Below are 22,531 nucleotides of genomic sequence, written 5' to 3'. Positions count from 1 at the left end.
CTTAAGACAGTTTCGAACTTCAGCTAATGCATCTTTCCCTTTAAGATAGAAGCTTATAGAGTAAACGGGTTTAGTAATTATAAGTACAGGGTAATAGTATTTTTGGCACACAAAAAATAGGGGGATTAAATTATGAATGGGTCACTAGATATATATACATTACTGGAATTCATCCAAGGACATAAAGAGGATTTTGAAGATTCATTATTAAACGAAGCATCTAATGTGAAAGAAAAAATCGAAGAAATTTTAACGATTGGTAATATTGACCTGATAAATAATGCCCATAGTCTGATTCAATACATTATTGAGGGTAAAGATCAAGAACTTCAAGCATTTGCTAAACAAGAAGGTATAGCTTGGGCGACACACGCAATACCATTATCTTTCAAATTAGAGTGGGTGCAAGCCATTCGAAGAACCTTGTGGAAGTTCCTAGAAGAATATAACGAGGTAACAAATAAGGTTTTAGCTGAAGAATTTTTTTTGGTAGAAAAACAAGTAAATAATCAAGTAGACAGGTTTTTAAATGTTTTTTTTATCACCTATTCTCAATACAAAGATTCATTGATAATGGCTCAAAAAAAATTGGTTGAAAATCTTTCAGTACCTATAATACCAATAACACCCACTATATGTATTTTGCCTTTAATTGGTGCGGTTGATCTTTATCGAACGAATATTCTCGAGGATAAAGTTTTAACAGAGATTGGGAACCTACGTATTCAAACATTGATTATGGACTTATCTGGAATTATGGAAATGGAGGTTGAAGTAATTGATCATTTAATAAAGATTATTGACGGCACTTCATTAATGGGATGTACCACTGTGATTACCGGGTTAAGAGCTGAAGTGGTCAGAAAAATGATAAATGTAGGAATAAGATTAAATGATAAAGCACAAACATTGGGAACTTTACAACAAGCATTGAATAAATACTTATTAAATTAAACACGGAGAATCTTCGAGGAGGGTCGCTTTGCGGACTCTTTTTTTTAATTCAATATATCCTAACCAACTGTCTAAATATTTGTTCCTGCCCCCAGTTAAATCTTGGTATAAAACTATAGTGAGGGTATTTAATATTTCAACACCAATCAATTCATTTTCATCTTCAACTAAAAAATGCCTGGTTAGTAGCGTAATTAAAGAGCAGCTGCCCTAAAACAGCTCCAATTTTCAGTTACCGCACCCGTTAGTTGAAGAAGAGAGCTGACAAAACAAACTGTGAAACAAAAAAACCTCTATTAATTAGAGGTTTTTTTAGAACTATCTTGCATAACTTTATCAATAGATGAGATAGTAGATTCTATATCTTCACAGGTTTCGATAATTTGTGTATCCAAATGTGTAAGTTCATAACATTTATGGTCATAGCATACAGACAATAACGGTATACTATTTTTGTTTTTGAAAGTTAATGTTATATCACAGTTATTATACTGTTTTAAGGTTTCTAACATTGTTTTAATGTGGTCTAAGGACATATCGTCTTAGTCTCCCTTCTATTACAGAGGGAAGATGACTAAAAGAAGTCTGGAGGTGCCCCATATAATTCTAATTTTAATTCTAATTAACTATAACATACTAATAATTAAAAGTATTGTTATTCGATGTAGCTACACAGTACGAACAACCTACGATTGTAACAAACCTGCCCCTTTAGTTCCATAAAAAAAAGCTGCCTTAAAGACAGCTCTGCTCTTCAGCTAACGCACCCGTTAGTTCATTAGAAAAATAAATAATTATGCCTTCTCTTTTTTTAATTTACTTTTAGCTAATTCCTCCCAATCTTCAAAGGACAGCTTATCAGTAATATGTTTTAAAGCATTAGGAACTTCAACAGAACACATCATTTCCAAACTGTTACCATCAGGGTCTTCAAAGTAAACGGAAGCATTTTCTTGATATGGTCGAATAAATGGCTCAATAGATTTTCTACTACCAAATGGCACGACTTTAACTTGAATAGAATCTAACCATTTTAAAGATTCTTTCTGTTCGGTCCTATTATTATACTATTTAGGGTTTTATAACTGCTCGCATTGACCCCTCTGCTCTTGTGCTCTCATAATCTTTTTCGCTAACTTCATAGGGTCTTGGTAAAGCAATAACTTGAAAATTCGAGTCAGCTTTTACAAATGGCAGCTTAAATTTAAAAACTTTTCTTTCACCTGGATTAACTAATACATTACCTACTAATTCATTATTTTCAAAAGGAACTTGCTTCCAATTACTTAAAGCAATAATATTGTAGTTTTCTTTTTCCTCATTAATATTTCCGACTGATATATAAATATCTTCCCCACTTCTTTCTGTTGGAAGAATCGTTAATTCCTCTTTTTGTTTACTTATAAATATGGTATCGTTTGGTCCTTCGTTAAACATTTCTTCAGGAGTAAAGGTAGCTGTTTTTTGTTTCTGACTGTTGTTCTTAACCTGAAAGCGCAAAGGTAAAATTTCTTGTAATGAATGCATCTTTGGAATATCTAATTTCTCTGTAAAATAATTAGGTTTTTTAATAACAAGATAATCTATTTCACTTGTATCTTTTTTAACGGAAATACTTGTCTTGAATTCAACGGTTTTATTTGCCTTCGCATTAAAAGGATATACATTGAACTTCTTTCCTTGGACTGTAAAAGGAATTTGTTTAAAGTTATCAAGGACAATTAATGCATAGTCCCTTTCCACTTCGATAAAATTAGAGAGAGAAAAGGTATACTCGAGCTTATTTTCTTTTGGTTCTAGTATACTTCCGTTATTTACTACTTTATCGTTTTCATCTAATAGGCCGAAGGATATGGTGTTAGAACTTTCCTCAAATCCTGGTTGAACTCCTTTTGTATTTCCATTTGTTTTTTCAGCTGATTTATTATCATATAATAACCAACCTGAAATCCCAATTAATAAAATGACCGTTATTACCATAAGTTGTTTTTTCATATAACCCGCTCCCAGAAAAGAAGTTAAGGCTAACTAATGTCAGCCTTAACTTCTTCTATTATTTAAAATTTACCCACAGTTTCATGCCTGATAGTCTTATAATCTTTCTTAATATAATTATGATTGCCAAAAGCTTTAGATGGAATTGAACCAGATTTACTAGTATATGTTGCACCAGCATACTTCGAGTAAGACTGTTTATCTTCTTTTGACCCTTGTAAACCTCCCATACTGTTATATACCCTAACTTTTGCACTGATAGAGTCCTCGGATGCACTTGCTGTTGAAGTAGCAGTTGCCGTTGGAGATCCCACAATTGGATTCTTTGCATTTATCTTGGAGGAACATGTGATCTTTTTACCAGCTGTAGCTGTTGCAATACCAGGAGTTACACTGCTAACTTCAGATAGAACTGATATGTTAGTAATAGTTGTTTCCGTTTCTACTTCAGCTGCCAGAGCGCTATTCCCCATGGTTAGACCTGCAAAAATTGTACCTACAACACATAATTTCTTCAACATTAAATATTCCATCTCCTTCAATATCAAATAACCAAATTTTGACACAAAAAGATGATACCATATATTTCTATTAAATTACAAATTTTTACAAAAAAATACAGTATTTGTTTATTTCAAAAGATTAATACTGTACTCTATATTAAGATTAGGGTTTTTATCGTGGTGATATTTCTAGGAGTCATATACCGAAAATCTTTTTGCATTTATTATATATTCATTTCACACGCAGTTTTTGACCAACATATATTTTGTTAATATCCTTTAGACTATTCCAAGTTTTGATTTGAGATGTGGAGCTTTCATATTTTTTAACTAAAGACGATACGATATCGCCACTTTTAACAGTGTGATACATCTTATTGCTATTTGTTGATGAAACAGATCCATTGACTTTTAGTTTCAGACCGATTTTAATTTTGTCCGGGTTTTTAATTCCGTTAATACTAACAAGAGATTTTACGGTTGTATTATATTTTTTTGCAATAACGCTAAGTGTGTCGCCTTCTTTCACAGTATAAGTTGTTGTGGATGTAGGTTTTGATGTATTGGGGTTTTCAGGTGGGCTAATAGGATTTACTGTGTCCGTGAAATCCCTATAGGCTAAATTTAAATCCACCTTTGTGCTAATACCATTTACTTTTCCTGTATCAGAATGTTGCCAAATATCTGCACTGCGTCCCAAAGTGCTATTGTATCGAGCGATCCACAAAGCATACTTTTTCAATCTTGATTCATCTAAATGATTTTCAAGAAAGGCTCTACCTGTATACAGCATAGCTGTTTGTCCTACATCTTCAATGGCTTCTAAAAATGCAATAGCAGCGTCAGTTAGTATCTCTCTATTTGCACATTTCTTATTTTCTTCAAGATCAAGAACGGCAGGGTAATTTAAACCAATAGAACGGATAGAACCTAAGAAATACGCAGCTTCAGCCTTTGCTTCTGCTACAGTCGCAAACTTAGCATAGTGATATGCCCCTACTTTTAACCCTGCTGCCAAAGCTTTAGGGGCATTATCTTTAAAATAGGAAAGCTTGGAATAACTCGTTCCTTCGGTTGCTTTAATAAATACAAACTTCACACCATCTTTCGCGACTTTATCCCAATTAATTACACCTTGCCAATGCGAAACGTCTATCCCTTTTATAGTCATCATAATAATATCCTCTTCGTTTTTAAAAGAAAAGCCACCCGATGGGCAGCCTATTTTGTAGTTCCTATACGATTATTGAATACTTCATAAAGACCAGTACCACTAAGACCTGCAAAGGCACCGGCCCATAATCTTAAGACAATATCCATATCAGTTTGAGTTTTTTTCGGGCATTTATCGGGCAGTTGATAACTTCATTAGATTTTATGAATGAATGCCCGAAATAAAAAAACCCCTGACACCAAAGGTGCCAAGGGTTTGAGATATTAATACATAGACATATATTGTTCGCGTTCCCATGGGTGAACTTGCGTGCGGAACATATCCCACTCGATTTCTTTTGCTTCGATGAAGTGTTCAAGCAAGTGTTCACCTAGCGCTTCTTTGATGACTTCATCAGCTTTTAATGTTTCCAATGCAGCATATAAAGTAGCTGGCAGGTCAACGATACCTACTTCTTCACGCTCTTCTTTATTCATAACATAGATGTTGCGGTCAACTGGAGCTGGAGGAGTCAGGTCGTTTTTGATACCGTCAAGACCGGCTTTCAATAATACAGCAAGTGCCAAGTATGGGTTTGCTGCTGGATCAACACTACGTACTTCTACGCGAGTACTCACTCCGCGTGAAGCTGGGATACGAATTAATGGGCTACGGTTTTTAGCAGACCAAGCAACATAACAAGGAGCTTCGTAACCAGGCACTAGACGTTTGTATGAGTTAACAGTTGGGTTTGTTACCGCTGTGAAGCTTGGAGCATGCTTAATGATCCCTGCGATAAATTGCTCAGCTGTTTTACTTAATTCCAATTTGCCTTGTTTATCATAAAATGCGTTTTCGTTTCCTTTGAATAAAGAAACGTTACAGTGCATACCAGATCCATTAACACCGAACAATGGTTTTGGCATGAATGTTGCGTGTAAACCATGTTTACGAGCAATCGTTTTAACAACTAATTTAAATGTTTGGATGTTATCACATGCTGAGATCGCATCGGCATATTTAAAGTCAATTTCATGTTGTCCTGGAGCTACTTCATGGTGGGATGCTTCAATTTCAAATCCCATTTCTTCAAGCTCAAGAACGATATCACGACGGCAGTTTTCTCCCAAGTCAGTAGGCGCAAGGTCAAAGTATCCGCCTTTATCATTCAATTCTAGAGTAGGCTCTCCGTTTGCGTCCAGTTTGAATAGGAAAAATTCTGGTTCAGGTCCAAGATTGAAATCTGTGAAGCCCATTTCTCTTGCTTCAGCAAGAACACGTTTTAGGTTAGCACGGGGATCCCCATCAAAAGGTGTTCCATCCGTATTGTAAATGTCACAAATCAGACGTGCAACTTTACCTTTTTCGGAAGTCCAAGGGAAGATGACCCATGTATTTAAATCTGGATATAGATACATATCAGACTCTTCGATACGTACGAAACCTTCAATGGAAGATCCGTCGAACATCATTTTATTATCAAGTGCTTTTTCCAATTGACTGACTGGGATCTCAACGTTTTTAATCGTCCCTAAAATATCAGTAAACTGTAAACGAATGTACTTAACATTTTCTTCTTTCGCTAAGCGAGTGATGTCTTCACGTGTGAACTTTGTCAATTTCTATTCCCCCTAATATTCTTTAAAAAATCATATTTTTTATTGGAAAAAACGAGACATATCCCCTTGTCGTAGAGATGTTCGATGCTTACCGCCTTGTAAAAGCTCAGCGCGCAGAAGCTTACGAAGCTCCTCGTCACTTAGGTCACGCCTTATTTTTTCCGCTTGTTCTAAATCTTGAGTCTTAGGTAAATTTTGTTCCTTTACAGTGAAAATTTTTTTTATGCCGGCCAGATTGACTCCTTGTTCGATTAAGTCTTTAATCTCAAGTAGTCGATCAATATCGTTTAAAGAAAAAACCCGACGATTTCCATCTGTTCTCATAGGAGTAATAAGTTGATGCTCTTCGTAATACCGAATTTGGCGTGCAGACAACTCAGTTAGCTGCATGACGATTCCGATGGAAAAAAGAGGCATCGAACGCCGAATGTTGTTGCCGCTCATTCTTAGCATCCTCCTTTTGTTTATCTTAATATAATCTTATATCATGTTATTAAACTTGTCAATATGATGTTACATTTTATGACGTCTTTTTTTCGGAAAAGTCGAATGATTTGTAACTCAACAAATATTGTGACTATTGTTTATTGGAGAAATCCAGTTGATCTGGATTCCTTTTACAATACCGCCAAATTCCCATTACAATTGAATCAGTTTTTTATCCATTAGCGCATTCACTGCGGTCAATACAGCCATTTTAACATGGGCATATGTCAACCCGCCTTGAACGTATGCAACATATGGAGCCCTTGTCGGACCATCTGCCGTCAGCTCAATGCTTGCTCCCTGTATAAAAGTGCCCGCTGCCATGATAACATCATCTTCATAACCCGGCATATAGGCAGGATATGGTGTTACATGGGAATTGATTGGTGATGCATATTGAATGGCCTGACAGAAGGCAACCATTTTATCCCGGTCATCAAATTGGACGGATTGAATCAAATCAGTGCGCTTCGCATCCCATCGAGGATATGTATTCATACCTATTTTCTCTAAAAATGCGGCTGTGAACATGGCTCCTTTAACAGCTTGGCCTACGACATGTGGCGCAAGAAAGAAACCTTGGTACATTTCCTGCAAACTATAAAGCGAAGCGCCCGCTTCTGCACCTATTCCAGGTGATGTTAATCGATAAGAGCAAGCTTCGACAAGATCTTTTTTACCGACAATGTATCCACCGGTTTTCACGATCCCGCCACCTGGGTTTTTAATCAATGAACCTGCCATTAAATCCGCCCCGACATGACATGGCTCTTGCGTTTCAACAAACTCTCCATAACAGTTGTCGACGAAGACGACAATTTCAGGATTTATTTCTTTCACAAAGGAAATCATTTCCTTGATTTCATCAATCGTGAAAGAAGGACGTGTAGCATACCCTTTTGAACGCTGTATACCAATCATCTTGGTATTTGGTTGAATGGCTTGCTTGACTGCTTTGAAATCAACGGTCCCAGCTTCTGCTAATGGCACGGCCTTATAGCTTATATTAAAATCGCGTAAAGATCCGATGCCCGAGCCCCGGATACCGACAATCTCTTCCAACGTATCATACGGTTTTCCAGTTATGTATAATAATTCATCACCTGGGCGCAATATGCCGAACAAAGCGGTGGAAATGGCATGTGTGCCCGAAATGATTTGAGGGCGTACCAATCCAGCTTCTGCACCAAAAACATCTGCATATATCAATTCAAGCGTATCGCGTCCCGTGTCATCGTATCCGTACCCTGTCGTAGGGATGAAATGTGAATCACTCACTCTATGTGCTTGATAACTTTGTAATACCCGGAATTGATTTTCTTCAATTCGTTCATCCACTTGCTTATGTAATGGAGAAATCATTGCTTCGACTTCCTGGGCAATGTTTTTTAACACTACTCCATTTGTTAACTGCTGATACATCAAAAATTCCCCTTTATAATGAAAATTTCTCTAGCTGCCCGGTTAATGGATGATCAGCTAGACAAAAACCTTTGCATTCATATCTTTCCGTTTCTTCATTAAAGGAGAGAGTGCGCAATATGGTTTCATTCTTTAGCTGTGATAATAGTTTACCCTCACTCGAAGGGAGGAAAACATAATATGGGACCATTTCTTCAATCACGTACTTTTCAATTTCTTCCATGATATGATTCAGGTCCGATGGTTCATATGCACTGATCAATAAAGAAGGATGATTGGAAGACCTTACAAAATCAGTGTGAACCTTATCTTTCTTATTATACAACGTTAGCTGTGGAATGGAAGGGACTTCTAAGTCATTTAGCAAATCATGCACCGTTTTCTCATGATTAAAGTAATCGGTACTTGAGGAATCGACCACATGGAGCAATAGATCCGCTTCTTTCACTTCTTCCAGAGTCGAGCGGAACGCGGCGATTAAGGATGTCGGCAAATCTTGTATAAAGCCAACCGTATCCGTCAACAGCACGGTAAAGCCGCTGGGGAGAATGGCCTTTCGTGTCATGGGGTCCAGTGTAGCGAACAACTGGTTCTCTTCGAACGAATCCGCCTCCGTCAAACGGTTGAACAGCGTTGATTTACCTGCATTGGTATATCCTACAAGTGCAATTTGGAAGGTCTTATTCCGTTTCCTTCTATCGCGATAGCGTTCTCGGTGCTTTACTATGCCACTTAATTGTTGCTTGATTTCATCAATCTTGCCACGAATGTGTCGACGGTCGCTTTCAAGCTTCGTTTCTCCTGGACCCCTTGTGCCGATTCCGCCCCCAAGCCTGGACATGGCCGTTCCCTGTCCGACTAAACGCGGCAATAGGTATTGGAGCTGAGCAAGTTCGACCTGTAGCTTCCCTTCTCTGGAACGCGCACGCTGAGCAAAGATATCTAATATGAGCTGTGTCCGGTCAATGATCCTTGCCTCCAATTGTTTCGAAAGGTTTCGAATCTGGCTCGGGGATAGTTCGTCATTAAAGATGAATAAATCCGGCTCCAGCTCCTCTTCCAGATTCCGAAGCTCCTCCACTTTGCCTTTACCTATATATGTAGCTGGATCGATGGTTTCCCTTTTCTGGGTTATGGTCAGTAATACCTCAGCATTCGCCGTCTTCGCCAACGAAGCCAACTCATCAAGTGAATAATCAAACCGTTCATTAGCTTCTGTTGTTTGACATCCTATCAACACGGCTTTTTCCTTTATTCGTTCTTCCAAATCATGCACCACCTTCTCGAAGATTTCAGTTAATCATAACAAAAAATTCGCACTTATAAAACTTTCCTGAAAACTAAGCTTTTACCCGTTTTAAAAAGTCCATAATCATGCTAAAATCAAGTTTGACTTTAACATCAAATTTGAGAAGACATAGAGGGAACATTCATATGACATGGGAAGTATTAAGTTTCATAGGTACGATAGCATTTGCCATTAGCGGGACCATCATTGCCATGGAAGAAGAGTATGATATTTTAGGAGTTTATATTTTAGGAATCATAACGGCATTTGGCGGTGGAGCCATTCGGAATCTACTGATAGGCGTCCCCGTTTCAACGTTATGGAATCAAAGTTTTTATTTTACCATTGCTATAATATCCATCACCATCGTTTTTGTTTTTCCTACAATCCTATCAAAACATTGGGACAGATGGGGAAACTTCAGTGATGCCATTGGCCTTTCAGCTTTTGCTATCCAAGGCGCGATGTATGCCGTAGAACTTAATCATCCAATAAGCGCCATCATCGTATCAGCTGCATTAACTGGATGCGGCGGAGGAATAGTCCGTGACGTGCTCGCCGGAAGAAAGCCATTGGTCTTCAGAAAAGAAATTTACGTAGTGTGGGCCATCATTGCAGGCCTAGCTTTAGGAAGCGGAGTTTTATCCCAGTCATGGCAGCTTTATATGCTCTTTGCCGTCATCACAATACTACGAGTCCTTTCTTACACTTATAATTGGCACCTTCCCAATAAAAAATGGGTACCGAAAACATAAATTAGAAAAGCCCGCCATTTTGGTGGGCTTTCCTTTGTCATTCTTTCTCATCATCCTCAAAGATCAAATCTTGGCTGGTAAGGGTCAGTAAATCGGTTTTTTCAAACGAATCCTCCAGTAAAAGCCGCATCGCCTGCGCCCTGATCGACTTTTCAAGTACATTGCGGATATAACGGCCGTTAGAGAATGAAATCGATCCTCGAAATGAACGTAATACGATTAAGTGTTCTTTTAATTTCCTTTCAGCATCCCGATTCATTAAATATTCCCTTTCCTGGAGCATAAGATCAGCTATTTCCATTAACTGATCGATCGTATAATCCGGAAAGTCTACAACAAGCGGGAACCTGGAATGAAGGCCAGGATTAAGGCTAAGGAAATAATCCATTTCCCGCGAATACCCAGCAAGAATTAAAATGAATTCATGTTGGCGATCTTCCATATGTTTAACAAGGGTATCTATGGCTTCTTTACCAAAATCCTTTTCGCCGCCTCTTCCCAAAGAATAGGCTTCATCGATAAATAAAATCCCGCCAATGGCCTTTTTAATTAAATCCCTTGTTTTTTGGGCAGTATGACCAATATATTCTCCGACCAGATCTGCCCTCTCCGCTTCAATTAAATGCCCTTTTGAGAGTACATTCATTTTTTGAAACAACTTCCCGATTAAACGTGCAACCGTTGTTTTCCCTGTTCCAGGATTTCCTTTAAACATCATATGCAGTGCTTGACGGCCGGTCTTCAGCCCTTTTGCCTCACGCTGCTTGTTAATGTAAATCCAGGCATATATCTCTTTAATCATCCGTTTCATTTCTTCCATTCCTACCAGCGATTTCAGTTCATCTTCAATTTCCTTCAATGCTACATGCTGGTGGGGGATTTCTTGCACCAAAATTTCTTTTATCGGTAGATCCTTTTGTAGCGCTTTTCTGTTTTCCGCATTAAACACAATATTGATTTGCCCGTTATTTTTCATACGGATCGGTTGTTCCAATGCATTCACCTCTCCATCTTGGACCCCTAACTCCACAATTTCATTCGATTTATGATGGTATAGTCATATGTAGCATAGCCATAACTAACCCATCGGAAAATTCCTATTACTTTTTGGTATTCCAAAAATTTCTTATAGTTAGCCATATTCCCTTTCAAAAGGCGCCTTATTCTGACAGAATACTTCCCTCAGAAAAATATTTACGACAAGTACTCTTTCGATTCGGCAATTTATTTGCTGCGATGTCATTTCCTGCGGTTTCCCGGAAAATAATCCGTCCCTTAATATATATTCAATACAGATACGTAAAATTATCGATTCTTTGAAAAAGAAACGAGTAAAGCAAACAAAAAAACAGGCCGCTATAAGCGAAACCTGTTTTCACATTCATATATATGATTATTCCTTCACCTCGTAATCAATTTGAACATTACGTTGTGGAGCGAATGTAGAAATCGCATGTTTATAAACTAACTGTTGCTTGCCCTCTGATTCAAATAAAACGGTAAAATTATCGAACCCTTTAACTTGACCTCTAATCTGGAAACCATTTAATAAAAATACCGTCACATACGTACCATCTTTTCGTAACTGATTAAGAAATTGATCTTGAATATTTACTGATTGTTTCATGTATTAGTCCTCCTCTTTTCTCTCTAATTTTATGTATTCGCCTTCATTGAAAAGCTTTCCTGCAATAAATCCAGATATTTCATGTATTTTTTTTGGAAAGCCTTCGAGATCGGTCATATTAAACCAAATCACATCCATTTTGTTCCGAAACCAAGTTAATTGCCTTTTGGCGTATCGACGTGAGTTTTGCTTTAAAGTTTCCACTGCTTCATCCAATGAAGCTCTTCCTTCAAAATAATCATAGATTTCTTTATAGCCTATAGCCTGGATTGATTGGCAATCCCTCAATCCTTGTTCATAAAATGACTTCACCTCAGAAATCAGTCCTTCTTCTACCATCCCATCAACACGTTGATCGATACGTTGATATAATTTTTCACGTTCCATGGTCAAGCCAATGATGCACGTATCGTATTTCAATTCTGTTGGCTGATCATTCAGCTGCTCACTCATCGTACTACCTGTACAATGGAAAATCTCAAGTGCCCTGATTACCCGTCTTACATTATTAGGATGAATCCGATTTGCACTTTCAGGGTCGACCTTTCGCAATTGCTCAAAAACAGGATTGATTCCGAACTCCCTTACCTGTTTTTCCAGTCCATCCCTATAAACCGGGTCTGATGGAGCTTCCGAAAATTGATAATCATAAATGACCGATTGTATGTATAATCCTGTTCCACCGACGATAATAGGGAGTTTACCTCTGCTTTGGATGTCCTCGATACAAGCATTAGCGCGCTCCTGGAACTCAGCTGCACTAAATGGTTCATCCGGATCCTTAATGTCCAGTAAAAAGTGCGGAATTCCTTCTGTTTCTTCCTTCTTGATTTTTGCAGTCCCAATATCCATTCCTTTATATACCTGCATCGAATCTCCACTGATAATTTCACCATTAAATAACTTAGCCATCTCGATGCTCATTTTTGTCTTGCCAACAGCAGTCGGTCCAATGATGACGAGAAGTTTTCCTTTTTGTTGTTTCACACTCTCACTGCCTTATATGATTTTTTTTCCTATCTTATCATAATCTCGATGAAAGCAGCTAAACATCTTCCCATTATGTCCATTTTCCATTCTTTTATTCACTCCTTTTTACGGAAAAACATGAAGGTAAGCTGGTCTTAAAGTCACTTTATTTACATTCATTATTAACCTGCAAAAACGGTTGTCTTGGCATATAGTTTATGTTTTATTGTCTGAGTTTGTTAGAGTGCAGTATTCCGAAACTGCAATTGAGGCCCCCGCTGCATTCCAACAAAAACTTCACCTTCGGGTTTCTCCATAAATGAATATAGAATTCCTATTAACTCTTCATTAAAAAGGTTTCATTTCCATAAACAGGGCTTTACTAAGTATGCGTACTTTTTGGGACAGGAGACTGATTATATGAGGAATGAATTTTCTGTAAGATAGATGTGATCACGATACTTCAATAACTATGGTCATAAAAAAGAATGATTCCTTCTATATTATTAGGAATCATTCCTTTTAGGTTTTTAGCGCCCTTTTTACGGACTTTTTTATTGTGCTTCCCTTTGAAAATGAATCAGCCCATTTTTTCATTTACAGGTATAATCATCGTAATGGAAGTCTGCTTCTCATTAGACTGTACTCGAATCTCTCCATCGTACCTGTCCACTAAGTCTTTAACGATAAACAAGCCTTGCCCACGAACCTTGCCCTTTTGTGCCTTTTTGGTTGAAAATCCGCTAGCGAATATATTCTCCTGGTCTAAGGCGGAAATCATTTGACCGGTGTTCGTGACCATAAACGTATACTTTTCCTCATCCGCTATACAGGCAATTTTCATTCGGCGTTCTTGCTCTGGCAATTCAATCGTTGCCTCAATTGCATTATCTATGACATTTGATAACAATTTTATCAAATCGATTGTTTTGACCCTGTTGAACGAGTTAGATGAAATATCAAGCTCAATATCGATGTTATAATTCTGCGCGGAGAGCCTTTTAGTCTCTAACAGGACTGATAGACCTGGATGGATTACATCCAACTTCATCGATGCAATCGAATGCACTTCTTTTGAGAGACCGGTTAAATAATCGAGCGCTTTAGCGTTTTCTTCTAATTTGAGAAGGCCGTGTATCACCTGAATATGATTGGAAAAATCATGCCTTAATGAATGGACCGAAGCAATAAGCGATTGAAATTCCGATTGATATGTATCCTCCGTATCCCCCACTTCACGTGTCAGTTCTTTTTGATACCATTTTTGAATGACAAAAAAGGTTACCAGCAGCATAATAACAAATCCCCCGTTATAAACAAGGATGGCAATACTGCTTTTCAATACTTTTTCATTAATGGAATTGATATCCTCAGCACTAACATCAATACCTAAAAAACCAATAATCTTACCACTTTGATCTTTCATTGGCACTCCGACAGTCAAATAATCCCCATATTCGGGATCCTCTAGAATCCCAGTAATAAAGCTTTTGCCTTCATAGGCCTGTTTCACCTGCTTGGCTGGTACAGTACATACCCCACCAATGGGAAAATCCCCTTTATGATCCTTAGAAAAGCCAGTAATCATAGCCTTGGATACTACCGGATTATCTACCTTAATAGTATAAACATACAAAGCTCCGATTTTTTCACGGGCATCTTCTAAGTAAGCTTTAATATCCTCATATTCCCGGCTCTTTACTTGGTTATTAAGAAATCGTTGATAGGCCTCTATATCCATTGAGTCGGCAATAGACCTAGCAGCTACCAAGTTTTGATTTGCAACGGATTTTTGAACAGAATTTTTAATGCTTAAATAAGTAGAAAACATATTTAGGAGAATGAAAACAATTAATAAAAGAATGGTCAAATAAAGAAATGCCCTTAACTTTTTATTTTTCATAGGATTAAACTTACCTCATCTCTAGCAGCTAAAAGTTAACGAACCTATTGTGAGTTTACTATAGAAAGGAGCAAAGAAGTAGAGAAAAATCAAATAATCTTTATAATTACAGGCATATAAGACTACAATTAAGCAAGTAATTAACAGCTTACCCAGTTCTTTTTTTACCTTTTAACTTTAAATTTATCATGTACACTAATATCAACGATCAATGATTTCCAATTTGGTGTTTTATTTCCATATATGTATCATTTTAATATAAATGAAAACGGAAAAAGAAAGGGTCCGATGTTTCATTATTGTTTCTTGAAACAAATAATTTTACCCTTTATATGAAAATATTACAAGTTTTTTAAGTGTTAACTGTCGAAACAGGCCAAATTTCATTTATTTTAATTGTGATAGCATCCAGTCCAACATAAATAACAGGTGCATCCTCTTACAATAGTACGTATTGACTAATTCACTATTCCTGGAAACGTCAATGAAATGACCTAAAGTTTTTCCACAAGTTTAAAAGAGCTGAAATAGAAAATGGAATCGGAGCAATATCCCCCGATTCCATTTAATCATAGCTTTTAGTTCATCGTATTAATGACAGCCCGCTCATACATTCTTTTAGTTATTTGATAATATAGTAATTGAAGAAGAAAATACGTAGCGATGACTATAGACGAATAGCCAAACAAATTGGAGCCCAATAAATTGCTTAATGCCATGTAGGCAAATATTGCATGAATCATCCCTATCACAAAAGGCGCAAAAAAGAGGATGCGTATTTCCGCACTTAAGATTTGCCGAATTTCTTTTTTTGTTAGGCCCAATCGATGAAGTGCATGTATTTGAATTCTTTTATCTTCTAAGTTCGTAAACACACGCAGATACATCATGCTGCCTTGGACTATAAAAAATAATAAACTGACAAACAAGCCGATAAATAGGATCAACATGCTTCCCTGTTTCATCTTTTGATAAATAGGCGCTCTTGTTTGCAATTGATTGTGGTCAGGGTTGTTCGACATTTTTTCGATTTCCCTGGATGTTTCTATTGCCTTTTCCCAATCTTTCACTTCGTACCCGCGGGCTCTTATCATTTCTTTTAGTGGCACATCAGCCGTGATTTCATTAAATAATTGATCATCAACCACCATTAGGGTCGTAGCTGATTTGATGGGAGCAATTATCGTTTGATTTCGCTGATCTGCCATCGTTACTCGTACGATTTGTTTGCCATGGTGAAGTTCCTTTTCTTCCCCCTTTTGTATGAATTCATAATCCATTCCTGCATAAGGAAAAATATATACCGCTTCTTTTCCCGATAACTTGATTGGATCTAGCTTTCTCAATGCCGCTACTTTGTTAAAATCACTTTCCGAGATTAATAATGACCTATCTTCAATAGGTTCTCCCGTTTTCATATTGGGAATCATATGTGTAATGGGCACGCCTGTCATATTGACTTTGTAAAGGATCTTGAATCCATCTTCTTTTAAGGATCTCTCCACCATAGTTGGTTCAATGACGGAATAAACAGAAGCATCATTTTCAACCCAGCCAATTGATTGCGGGATGTTATCCACCCCTTGCTTCTTGAGATCTGCTGTGAACATGAAAAGTGTTCCTCCAGCTGTCAAAATGACAGCTGTAATGATCGAGGTTAAAAAGAATAACCTGGAATAATCCTTGATATTAAATATTAAGTTTGTTTGAGTAATTAAATTCGTTCCATTATATAAGCTCTTCTTCTTCAGATGAAGCCTCCTGCAAAGAGCGACAATACTTTGGCTGAATAAAAAATAAGTGCCGATCAGGATGAAAACCAAAATGGGCAATACCCGAATATATGCATTGTTCATTTTCATCGTAACCGCCAAATAATAAGAAATGCCCAAGCATACTACTGATAGTGCAATTAACCACTTTGATACAATCGGTGACTTTTTAGGTTTTTGTTTATCTTTTAACAAATCGACTACCTTTGCATTTCCGATTTGAAACAATGAAAGAAGCGATAGTACCTGAAACAATAAAATGAAACCAACAATCGTATACACAAAAGCTTTAGGAACAAATACAAATGATAATGGTGTCTCCACCTCTAATAACCAAGAAACTACCATTAAGAATAACTTTGAAAACAATAACCCCAATCCAACCCCGATCATGATCGATAGGAGGGATACCATCGTTTGCTCCCAGTAAATCAGTTTTCTAAGTTGGGCTTGGGACATCCCGAATAATGTGAGCAATCCAAATTCTTTTTTACGCGGCTGTAAGAATGCAGCATTAGAATAAGCGATAAAGAAAACAGAAAAAACGATGATGACAATTTCAGCTGCTATAAGCCCCCTGCGAACAAGCTGCCCTCCAGGGATATTCGTAGTGACCACATCTGGATGAAAGATAAAGGATGCATATATATAAAAGATTGAAACAGAAAGGACCATACTGAAAAAATAAGCAAGATAACGTTGGGTATTTCCTTGGATATTACGCTTAGCGAGAAGTCGAATGTTCATGGTAGACTCCCCCCAAAACGCTCAACGTATCTAAAATTCGACGATGGAAGGACTGTCTTTCCCCACCATTGTGAACCTCTGAAAAAAACTTTCCGTCCTTAATGAATAGTATCCTGTCACAAAAACTGGCGGCAGTTGGATCATGGGTGACCATGAGGATGGATGCCCCCTTTTTCTCCTGAAGCGTCGTGAAGCTATCCATTACCTGCTTGGCGGATTTGGAATCCAAATTACCTGTCGGTTCATCAGCCAGAATAATGGATGGTTCATGAATCATCGCTCTTGCACAAGATGTTCGCTGCTGCTGACCTCCGGAAATTTCAAAAGTCCGTTTTTCTAAAATCCCTTCTATACCAAGTAAGTGTGCCAACTGATTTACCCTATCTTCCATTTCATGCTGTTTATAATGGTCTAAAGCTAAAGGAAGAAGGATATTTTCCCGAACGGTAAGTGTATCAAGGAGATTAAAGTCTTGAAAAACAAATCCAATCTCCCTCCTTCGAAACAAAGACAGATCATGATTGTTTAATTCATTAGGATTTTGATCATTTAGAGTCACTTTCCCTGTTGTCGGCCTATCAATCGTGGCCATTAAGTTAAGCAAAGTTGTTTTCCCGCTTCCTGAAGGACCCATCACCCCGACAAACTCCCCTTTTTGAACATTCATGGAGAAATTATCTAATGCTTTATGAAATAAATTCCCCTGCTTTTGAAAATAAGTTTTGGATAATTGCTCTGCTTTTAAAATCGACATACTAGAATACCTCCCTTTCTTATTGTAAGTATAAAAAATAAAGCCGGAGGCCCCCATCGAAGTTTATTACATAACGGCAAAACAGCCTTACAATTCTGTCACCTTTCATGTAAGGTATTCGTTTTAAAAAGAAATTCCACTGTGGTCCCTACGGATACAGTCGATTGAATGGTAACTTCATGTCCAAATTTGTTAACGATCTCCTTCACTAAATAAAGCCCCATACCAGTTGACTCTTGTTGGTTTCGTCCGTTCTCTCCTGTAAAAAATGAATCAAACACTCGTTTTATGTCATGCGGGACAATTCCAATGCCCTGATCCATGATACTAAGATAAATCTCAGACTCTTTTTCAACGATGCGAAACGTAATGCTGTCATGCGCTCCTTGCCTTGAATACTTCAGTGCATTATAAGCAACCTGGCTTATCGCAAAGTGGAGCCACTTACGATCCGAATGCACATAAACGTTTTCATGCTCTGTTTCAAGCTTGGGATAAATGAAACGTTGAATGAATTGTTTCTTTTCCTCGTTGATCACTTGCTTGACTAAATTAATTAAGTCAATCCGCTCTGATTTTACATCCTCCGAAAAACGCTGCAGCCTTGCACCGTGTAATATAATTTCCAGCCCTCTGCGAAAACGATCATTTTCATCCTCAATCTCGTTAAGATAATCTTTCATCGTTTCATCAGAAAATGTCCTTTTTCCTTCTTGAATCAGTAAAGAAATAACCGAAACAGGTGTCTTCATTTGATGAACCCATTGGTGAATCAATAGCTCATATTGTTCCTTCTGTTTGATTTGTTCTTGTAATTGCTCGATTGTAGCCCGGTTCATTTGTTGAAAAAGCTCAATCCACAACTTATGTTCATTTGTCATGGGATTCATAAAGGCTTCGACATATTCAAACGTCAAGGCTGCTTCTTGCTTCATCCTTCCTAACTGATTAAGAAAACGATAATGCCTTATGTAATCAATCGCTAAAAATAGTAACATCATAAACATTGCGAGGGTAAATAGATAGATAATATTAGAAATCGATATGTGATTCCCCGCTTCCAGAACGGAAAACGCATAAGTAATGATGAGCAAACTTCCTAATAGAACGGTATAAAATATAAAATAGAGACGGTCTTTTATGTAGGATTTGAACTTCACTTTTCTTCACCTTGCATGATTTTAAGCCGATATCCTTTTCCCCTGCTTGTTGTTATGGCGGACTTGATTCCAATATCCTCTAGTTTCCTCCGTACTCTAGTGACATTGACAGTCAAAGTGTTATCATCAACAAATGAGTCATCATTCCATAGCGCTTCAAGTAAATCTTCTCGCGAGACAATGGTGTCATACTGTTTTAGTAAACAATTCAATAATTTCAACTCATTTTGGGATAACAGTACCTGCTTGTGTTGATATTCAATCATCGCTTTCTCCAAATATAGTGTTAATCCATCCATTTCCTTTACACGATGATGGAATGAGGATGTTTCGGCATATTCGCCATAAACCCTGCGAAGGGCACTCTTTATTTTTGCAAGTACGACTTCCAAATGAAACGGTTTCGTTATATAATCATCACCCCCATATTCAATGGCCATGACCTGGTTCATTTCATCTGTCCTTGCAGAAATAAAAATGATGGGAACCTTTGAAACCGTCCTCATCAGTCGGCACCAATGGAAACCATCATAATAGGGTAGATTGATATCCAATAAAACCAAATCCGGCCTTATCTCTTGGAACTCTGCAAAGACTTTTTCCATTTGCTTAACTTCAAAAACCTCATACCCATACCTTTTTAAATAATTAACCAAGATTCCAGCTATTTTTACATCGTCTTCAACCAATAAGATTTTATACATCTTTTCCTCCTCTATAAAATGACGCGGTCCCCTTTTGCACTTTCAGTTCTACACATGCAATAACACCCCATTTATTGCTCATAAATACATAAATAAAAAACCTTGAATGGCAGGAACCAATCAAGGAGATTCACATTAAATTAAATTTCATCCGGGATTTTCAGTCCCTCAATGAATGATTTAAAACTCGCTGCAACTTTATAAATATTTTCTTCCTGGCTTGAAGGATCCGAATACCACCCCTGATCCCAGAAGTAAACTCCCTTTTCCTCTTCGTTATTTATTAACAAGATTTTACCTGCACACGTATCATTCCCTATGATAATACAATTCTTATGTAAGCCTTCTCTGTATTCTTCATGCCATTTTTGTAAATCCAACTCTTTTTCCTCAAGATCTAATCCATAAAGTACATTTAAGCAAACGAGAGTGTCTAATGCATCTACATAAAACTTACTATTTTGCACTGCAGGTGCGCCGCCATTATACTTTAGGAGAAATTGTTTATAATCTGCAGGGATTTCAAAACCTACAAATCCCTGAAAATCATTCACTGCCTCTTGTGCGGCTTTGCCGTATCCAGTAATATTCACCATTCTACCAACTCCATTTCATTTATTGTAGCAACCTACTAAAAATCACCACTAGATAATGACCCTATTCACTTGTTATTGCGGTTTATAAATCGGCCAAGGATTTACTGATTATTCTCAGCCTATTGGAACTTCACTTTCTGATTACAACTCTGGTATTCTAAAAGACCTGTTCTCCATGCAGATCCTTAGAACATAAAATATTCATAAGGAATAGAAAAATTACACTTTTTTAAATATATTAACATAATTTTACTATTTATTTCAGTATTTTCTGATATTTTTTTTGAGCAATCTGTTTCATTCTTATTTCTATTAAGAAATTAGCGCTGCTAAAAAGACATTTTTTCTTCATTAAAAGAATGTGTTGATTGCAGAAAAATTATAGGCAGTGGACATAATGTGCGGGCATGGACATATTGCCATTGTATCGCATGCGCATTCTTCAAATACCTGTTCTGCATACTATTTATTTCTATGCTGACGATACATTGATACATCTTCCTGAATACAATAAATAAGGGCGTTTCATCCGATTTAATAATCGTACATCCCATTTGAAAGTGAATAATTAAACTTACAGAAATAATCAATAAAAAAGGCACCTAACCATTTTCAGGTTTGTGTGCCTTTTTTTATTAAACTTTCAACCAATTTTATAGTCATCATAAGTGATTAATAGCCTACTCATAGAAACTGTCTCAGCACGAAGCTTATTCTTATCCCGACAATAAGCTATTATAGAACTATTAGGAAGTTTAGCAGTACAATTCCATTTACTATATTTCGTACAATACCTGGAGGATACTTCTATCATTTCTCCACGGACCTTTAACATTCTTCTTTCTACCAAAGGCATCATCTCCATTTCCGATAATATTATTTACCCTAAATCAGATGAAATATTCTTGGAACAAGTGCAAGCCATGAAAGATTATGGACATTATAGCAAAACAAACAAATAGGTGAAATTATAACTGTTTATAAATAAAAGGAGTTTCTATCAAACTCCAAAAACAAAGTTGATTGGAACGGAAGGTACGAGACTCCTGCGGGAATACGCGTCCAAGGGAGACACCGCAGGCGCGAATGCACCGAGGGCGGATCGCCCGCAGAAAGCGAGTGCTTGGCGTCCAACGCAACGTTCAAGTTTTACTATCAATCATCATCGAGTTTGTCTTCAGTTTGCTATATATGCTGGAAGTAACATCTGAAAGTAACTCTCTATTAAAGATATTACATACAGAATAATCTTAATATTTTTTTGAAATATTAAGATAAATCACTTAACCCACCTACTAACTCATAATTATAACTATAAAATTATATTCATATCACTAAAAATATATTTGAAATTAAGAGATTAGAGTCGTATGATTAGTAGTATCGGCGGAAAACATATAAACCAAAATAAATGAAGTTTAAAGGGGAATTAGATATGGTAGAAGTAGTCTCAAAACCTGAACACGAAACACTTAATAATTCAGCAAACCAAGGACAATTGGATATTCTTGATCAGCTTTTAAATCCTGAGGTACAGGAATCCTTGAACACTTTAGTTGAGCAATTACCAAAGCTGACTGAGTTAGTGAATATTTTAACAAAGTCTTATGATTTTGCTCAATCGGTAGCGACGGATGATGTACTGAAAAATGATACAGTCAGCGCGATTTCAGAAATCGCGACACCTGTAGTCGATTCAGTGAAAGGGCTTGCGGCTACTGCCATCGAAGCTAAAGATCGTGCTGAAGCGAATCAAGATGTAATTGGTCTATTTGGTCTGTTAAAAATGATGAAAGACCCACAAGCACAAAAACTTTTCCGTTTCGCCCAAGCTTTCCTTGAAATCTCTTCAGAACATAAAAACCAAAAATAAATTCATGAACATTCAATCAGTAAGGACGGGGGATTAACTATGTCAAAACAAATCGTCATCTTAGGTGCAGGATACGCTGGTTTACTATCTGCGTTATCCGTACGTGAATATTACAATAAGGATGAAGTGCAGGTTACAGTGGTGAATCAATTTCCGACACACCAAATCATCACCGAATTGCATCGTCTTGCAGGCGGATCCATTTCTGAGCAAGCCATTTCCATTCCTTTGGAAAAACTTTTCAAAGGAAA

Annotated in this window: 21 protein-coding genes and 2 pseudogenes; 5 read left to right on the top strand and 18 right to left on the bottom strand. The window is 37.2% G+C overall.

The features are described 5' to 3' along the window. Positions 1-132 precede the first annotated feature (132 nt). A complete protein-coding gene (locus ACQKMH_RS19195) occupies positions 133-954 on the top strand; it encodes an STAS domain-containing protein (RefSeq protein WP_427589029.1) in 822 nt (273 codons plus the stop codon). A 794-nt stretch (positions 955-1,748) separates the two neighbouring features. Here the strand turns inward: ACQKMH_RS19195 and ACQKMH_RS19190 are convergent. The 9 genes and pseudogenes from ACQKMH_RS19190 to hflX form a co-directional block, all read right to left on the bottom strand. Continuing rightward, positions 1,749-2,000, bottom strand: a pseudogene (locus ACQKMH_RS19190) (VOC family protein); the annotation flags it as partial. A gap of 25 nt (positions 2,001-2,025) precedes the next feature. Further along, entirely contained in the window at positions 2,026-2,949 is a 924-nt protein-coding gene (locus ACQKMH_RS19185; protein WP_427589028.1) for a hypothetical protein, read from the bottom strand. Positions 2,950-3,011: 62 nt separating this feature from the next. Further along, positions 3,012-3,470, bottom strand: coding sequence for a hypothetical protein (locus ACQKMH_RS19180; protein WP_427589027.1), 459 nt, complete (start codon positions 3,468-3,470; stop codon positions 3,012-3,014). 214 nt (positions 3,471-3,684) lie between these two features. Continuing rightward, positions 3,685-4,626 (bottom strand): GH25 family lysozyme, encoded by a 942-nt coding sequence (locus ACQKMH_RS19175; protein WP_427589026.1) that lies wholly within the window; start codon positions 4,624-4,626, stop codon positions 3,685-3,687. A 47-nt stretch (positions 4,627-4,673) separates the two neighbouring features. Further along, positions 4,674-4,772 (bottom strand): holin, encoded by a 99-nt coding sequence (locus tag ACQKMH_RS19170; RefSeq protein ID WP_427589025.1) that lies wholly within the window; start codon positions 4,770-4,772, stop codon positions 4,674-4,676. A gap of 117 nt (positions 4,773-4,889) precedes the next feature. Then, positions 4,890-6,224 (bottom strand): type I glutamate--ammonia ligase, encoded by a 1,335-nt coding sequence (glnA, locus tag ACQKMH_RS19165; protein WP_427589024.1) that lies wholly within the window; start codon positions 6,222-6,224, stop codon positions 4,890-4,892. 39 nt (positions 6,225-6,263) lie between these two features. Continuing rightward, positions 6,264-6,668 carry a MerR family transcriptional regulator gene (locus ACQKMH_RS19160; protein WP_230159528.1) on the bottom strand — a complete coding sequence of 135 codons (405 nt, stop codon included), beginning with the start codon at positions 6,666-6,668 and terminating at the stop codon, positions 6,264-6,266. A gap of 195 nt (positions 6,669-6,863) precedes the next feature. Continuing rightward, positions 6,864-8,132, bottom strand: a complete 1,269-nt coding sequence (locus tag ACQKMH_RS19155) for an aminotransferase class I/II-fold pyridoxal phosphate-dependent enzyme (RefSeq protein WP_427589023.1) — start codon at positions 8,130-8,132, stop codon at positions 6,864-6,866. 13 nt (positions 8,133-8,145) lie between these two features. After that, positions 8,146-9,399, bottom strand: a complete 1,254-nt coding sequence (gene hflX, locus ACQKMH_RS19150) for a GTPase HflX (protein ID WP_427589022.1) — start codon at positions 9,397-9,399, stop codon at positions 8,146-8,148. A 167-nt stretch (positions 9,400-9,566) separates the two neighbouring features. Between hflX and ACQKMH_RS19145 the strand changes: the two genes are divergently transcribed. Continuing rightward, on the top strand, positions 9,567-10,175 hold the full coding sequence (locus ACQKMH_RS19145) for a trimeric intracellular cation channel family protein (RefSeq protein WP_427589021.1): 609 nt from the start codon (positions 9,567-9,569) through the stop codon (positions 10,173-10,175). Positions 10,176-10,212: 37 nt separating this feature from the next. Here ACQKMH_RS19145 and spoVK read toward each other — a convergent pair whose 3' ends face one another. The 9 genes from spoVK to ACQKMH_RS19100 all read right to left on the bottom strand — a co-directional run bounded on the left by spoVK (position 10,213) and on the right by ACQKMH_RS19100 (position 20,407). After that, positions 10,213-11,169: a stage V sporulation protein K gene (spoVK, locus tag ACQKMH_RS19140; protein WP_427589020.1), complete on the bottom strand. Its 957-nt coding sequence runs from the start codon at positions 11,167-11,169 to the stop codon at positions 10,213-10,215. 399 nt (positions 11,170-11,568) lie between these two features. Then, positions 11,569-11,802, bottom strand: a complete 234-nt coding sequence (gene hfq, locus ACQKMH_RS19135) for an RNA chaperone Hfq (protein ID WP_034313436.1) — start codon at positions 11,800-11,802, stop codon at positions 11,569-11,571. Between the two features lie 3 nt (positions 11,803-11,805). Beyond that, positions 11,806-12,726, bottom strand: coding sequence for a tRNA (adenosine(37)-N6)-dimethylallyltransferase MiaA (gene miaA, locus ACQKMH_RS19130; protein WP_427589356.1), 921 nt, complete (start codon positions 12,724-12,726; stop codon positions 11,806-11,808). A 625-nt stretch (positions 12,727-13,351) separates the two neighbouring features. Beyond that, on the bottom strand, positions 13,352-14,674 hold the full coding sequence (locus tag ACQKMH_RS19125; protein WP_427589019.1) for a sensor histidine kinase: 1,323 nt from the start codon (positions 14,672-14,674) through the stop codon (positions 13,352-13,354). A gap of 578 nt (positions 14,675-15,252) precedes the next feature. Next, positions 15,253-17,193, bottom strand: coding sequence for an FtsX-like permease family protein (locus tag ACQKMH_RS19120; protein WP_427589018.1), 1,941 nt, complete (start codon positions 17,191-17,193; stop codon positions 15,253-15,255). Beyond that, positions 17,171-17,947, bottom strand: coding sequence for an ABC transporter ATP-binding protein (locus ACQKMH_RS19115; protein ID WP_427589017.1), 777 nt, complete (start codon positions 17,945-17,947; stop codon positions 17,171-17,173). Before ACQKMH_RS19115 ends, ACQKMH_RS19120 begins: the two co-directional genes overlap by 23 nt. A 98-nt stretch (positions 17,948-18,045) precedes the next feature. After that, complete coding sequence (locus ACQKMH_RS19110) at positions 18,046-19,107, bottom strand: sensor histidine kinase (RefSeq protein WP_427589016.1); 1,062 nt, start codon at positions 19,105-19,107, stop codon at positions 18,046-18,048. Beyond that, on the bottom strand, positions 19,104-19,811 hold the full coding sequence (locus ACQKMH_RS19105; protein ID WP_427589015.1) for a response regulator transcription factor: 708 nt from the start codon (positions 19,809-19,811) through the stop codon (positions 19,104-19,106). Before ACQKMH_RS19105 ends, ACQKMH_RS19110 begins: the two co-directional genes overlap by 4 nt. Positions 19,812-19,951: 140 nt before the next feature. Beyond that, positions 19,952-20,407, bottom strand: coding sequence for an SMI1/KNR4 family protein (locus tag ACQKMH_RS19100; protein ID WP_427589014.1), 456 nt, complete (start codon positions 20,405-20,407; stop codon positions 19,952-19,954). 1,086 nt (positions 20,408-21,493) lie between these two features. Here ACQKMH_RS19100 and ACQKMH_RS19095 point away from each other — a divergent pair. The 3 genes and pseudogenes from ACQKMH_RS19095 to ACQKMH_RS19085 all read left to right on the top strand — a co-directional run. Further along, entirely contained in the window at positions 21,494-21,655 is a 162-nt protein-coding gene (locus ACQKMH_RS19095) for a hypothetical protein (protein ID WP_427589013.1), read from the top strand. 187 nt (positions 21,656-21,842) lie between these two features. Next, positions 21,843-22,280 (top strand): DUF1641 domain-containing protein, encoded by a 438-nt coding sequence (locus ACQKMH_RS19090; protein ID WP_427589012.1) that lies wholly within the window; start codon positions 21,843-21,845, stop codon positions 22,278-22,280. A gap of 39 nt (positions 22,281-22,319) precedes the next feature. After that, positions 22,320-22,531, top strand: a pseudogene (locus tag ACQKMH_RS19085) (NAD(P)/FAD-dependent oxidoreductase); the annotation flags it as partial.

The organism is Peribacillus sp. NPDC097895, from assembly GCF_050277555.1.
Classification (GTDB): domain Bacteria; phylum Bacillota; class Bacilli; order Bacillales; family DSM-1321; genus Peribacillus.
Note: the sequence above shows the minus strand (reverse complement) of the source record. Positions and strands in the feature narration are given on the sequence as shown.

Bases quoted from the DNA above. Each gene is read 5' to 3' on its own strand.
- ACQKMH_RS19195 (WP_427589029.1), top strand. From the start codon at position 133: ATGAATGGGTCACTAGATATATATACATTACTGGAATTCATCCAAGGA.
- ACQKMH_RS19185 (WP_427589028.1), bottom strand. From the start codon at position 2,949: ATGAAAAAACAACTTATGGTAATAACGGTCATTTTATTAATTGGGATT.
- ACQKMH_RS19180 (WP_427589027.1), bottom strand. From the start codon at position 3,470: ATGTTGAAGAAATTATGTGTTGTAGGTACAATTTTTGCAGGTCTAACC.
- ACQKMH_RS19175 (WP_427589026.1), bottom strand. From the start codon at position 4,626: ATGATGACTATAAAAGGGATAGACGTTTCGCATTGGCAAGGTGTAATT.
- ACQKMH_RS19170 (WP_427589025.1), bottom strand. From the start codon at position 4,772: ATGGATATTGTCTTAAGATTATGGGCCGGTGCCTTTGCAGGTCTTAGT.
- ACQKMH_RS19160 (WP_230159528.1), bottom strand. From the start codon at position 6,668: ATGAGCGGCAACAACATTCGGCGTTCGATGCCTCTTTTTTCCATCGGA.
- ACQKMH_RS19155 (WP_427589023.1), bottom strand. From the start codon at position 8,132: ATGTATCAGCAGTTAACAAATGGAGTAGTGTTAAAAAACATTGCCCAG.
- ACQKMH_RS19145 (WP_427589021.1), top strand. From the start codon at position 9,567: ATGACATGGGAAGTATTAAGTTTCATAGGTACGATAGCATTTGCCATT.
- hfq (WP_034313436.1), bottom strand. From the start codon at position 11,802: ATGAAACAATCAGTAAATATTCAAGATCAATTTCTTAATCAGTTACGA.
- miaA (WP_427589356.1), bottom strand. From the start codon at position 12,726: ATGAGCATCGAGATGGCTAAGTTATTTAATGGTGAAATTATCAGTGGA.
- ACQKMH_RS19125 (WP_427589019.1), bottom strand. From the start codon at position 14,674: ATGAAAAATAAAAAGTTAAGGGCATTTCTTTATTTGACCATTCTTTTA.
- ACQKMH_RS19120 (WP_427589018.1), bottom strand. From the start codon at position 17,193: ATGAACATTCGACTTCTCGCTAAGCGTAATATCCAAGGAAATACCCAA.
- ACQKMH_RS19115 (WP_427589017.1), bottom strand. From the start codon at position 17,947: ATGTCGATTTTAAAAGCAGAGCAATTATCCAAAACTTATTTTCAAAAG.
- ACQKMH_RS19105 (WP_427589015.1), bottom strand. From the start codon at position 19,811: ATGTATAAAATCTTATTGGTTGAAGACGATGTAAAAATAGCTGGAATC.
- ACQKMH_RS19100 (WP_427589014.1), bottom strand. From the start codon at position 20,407: ATGGTGAATATTACTGGATACGGCAAAGCCGCACAAGAGGCAGTGAAT.
- ACQKMH_RS19095 (WP_427589013.1), top strand. From the start codon at position 21,494: ATGCACCGAGGGCGGATCGCCCGCAGAAAGCGAGTGCTTGGCGTCCAA.
- ACQKMH_RS19090 (WP_427589012.1), top strand. From the start codon at position 21,843: ATGGTAGAAGTAGTCTCAAAACCTGAACACGAAACACTTAATAATTCA.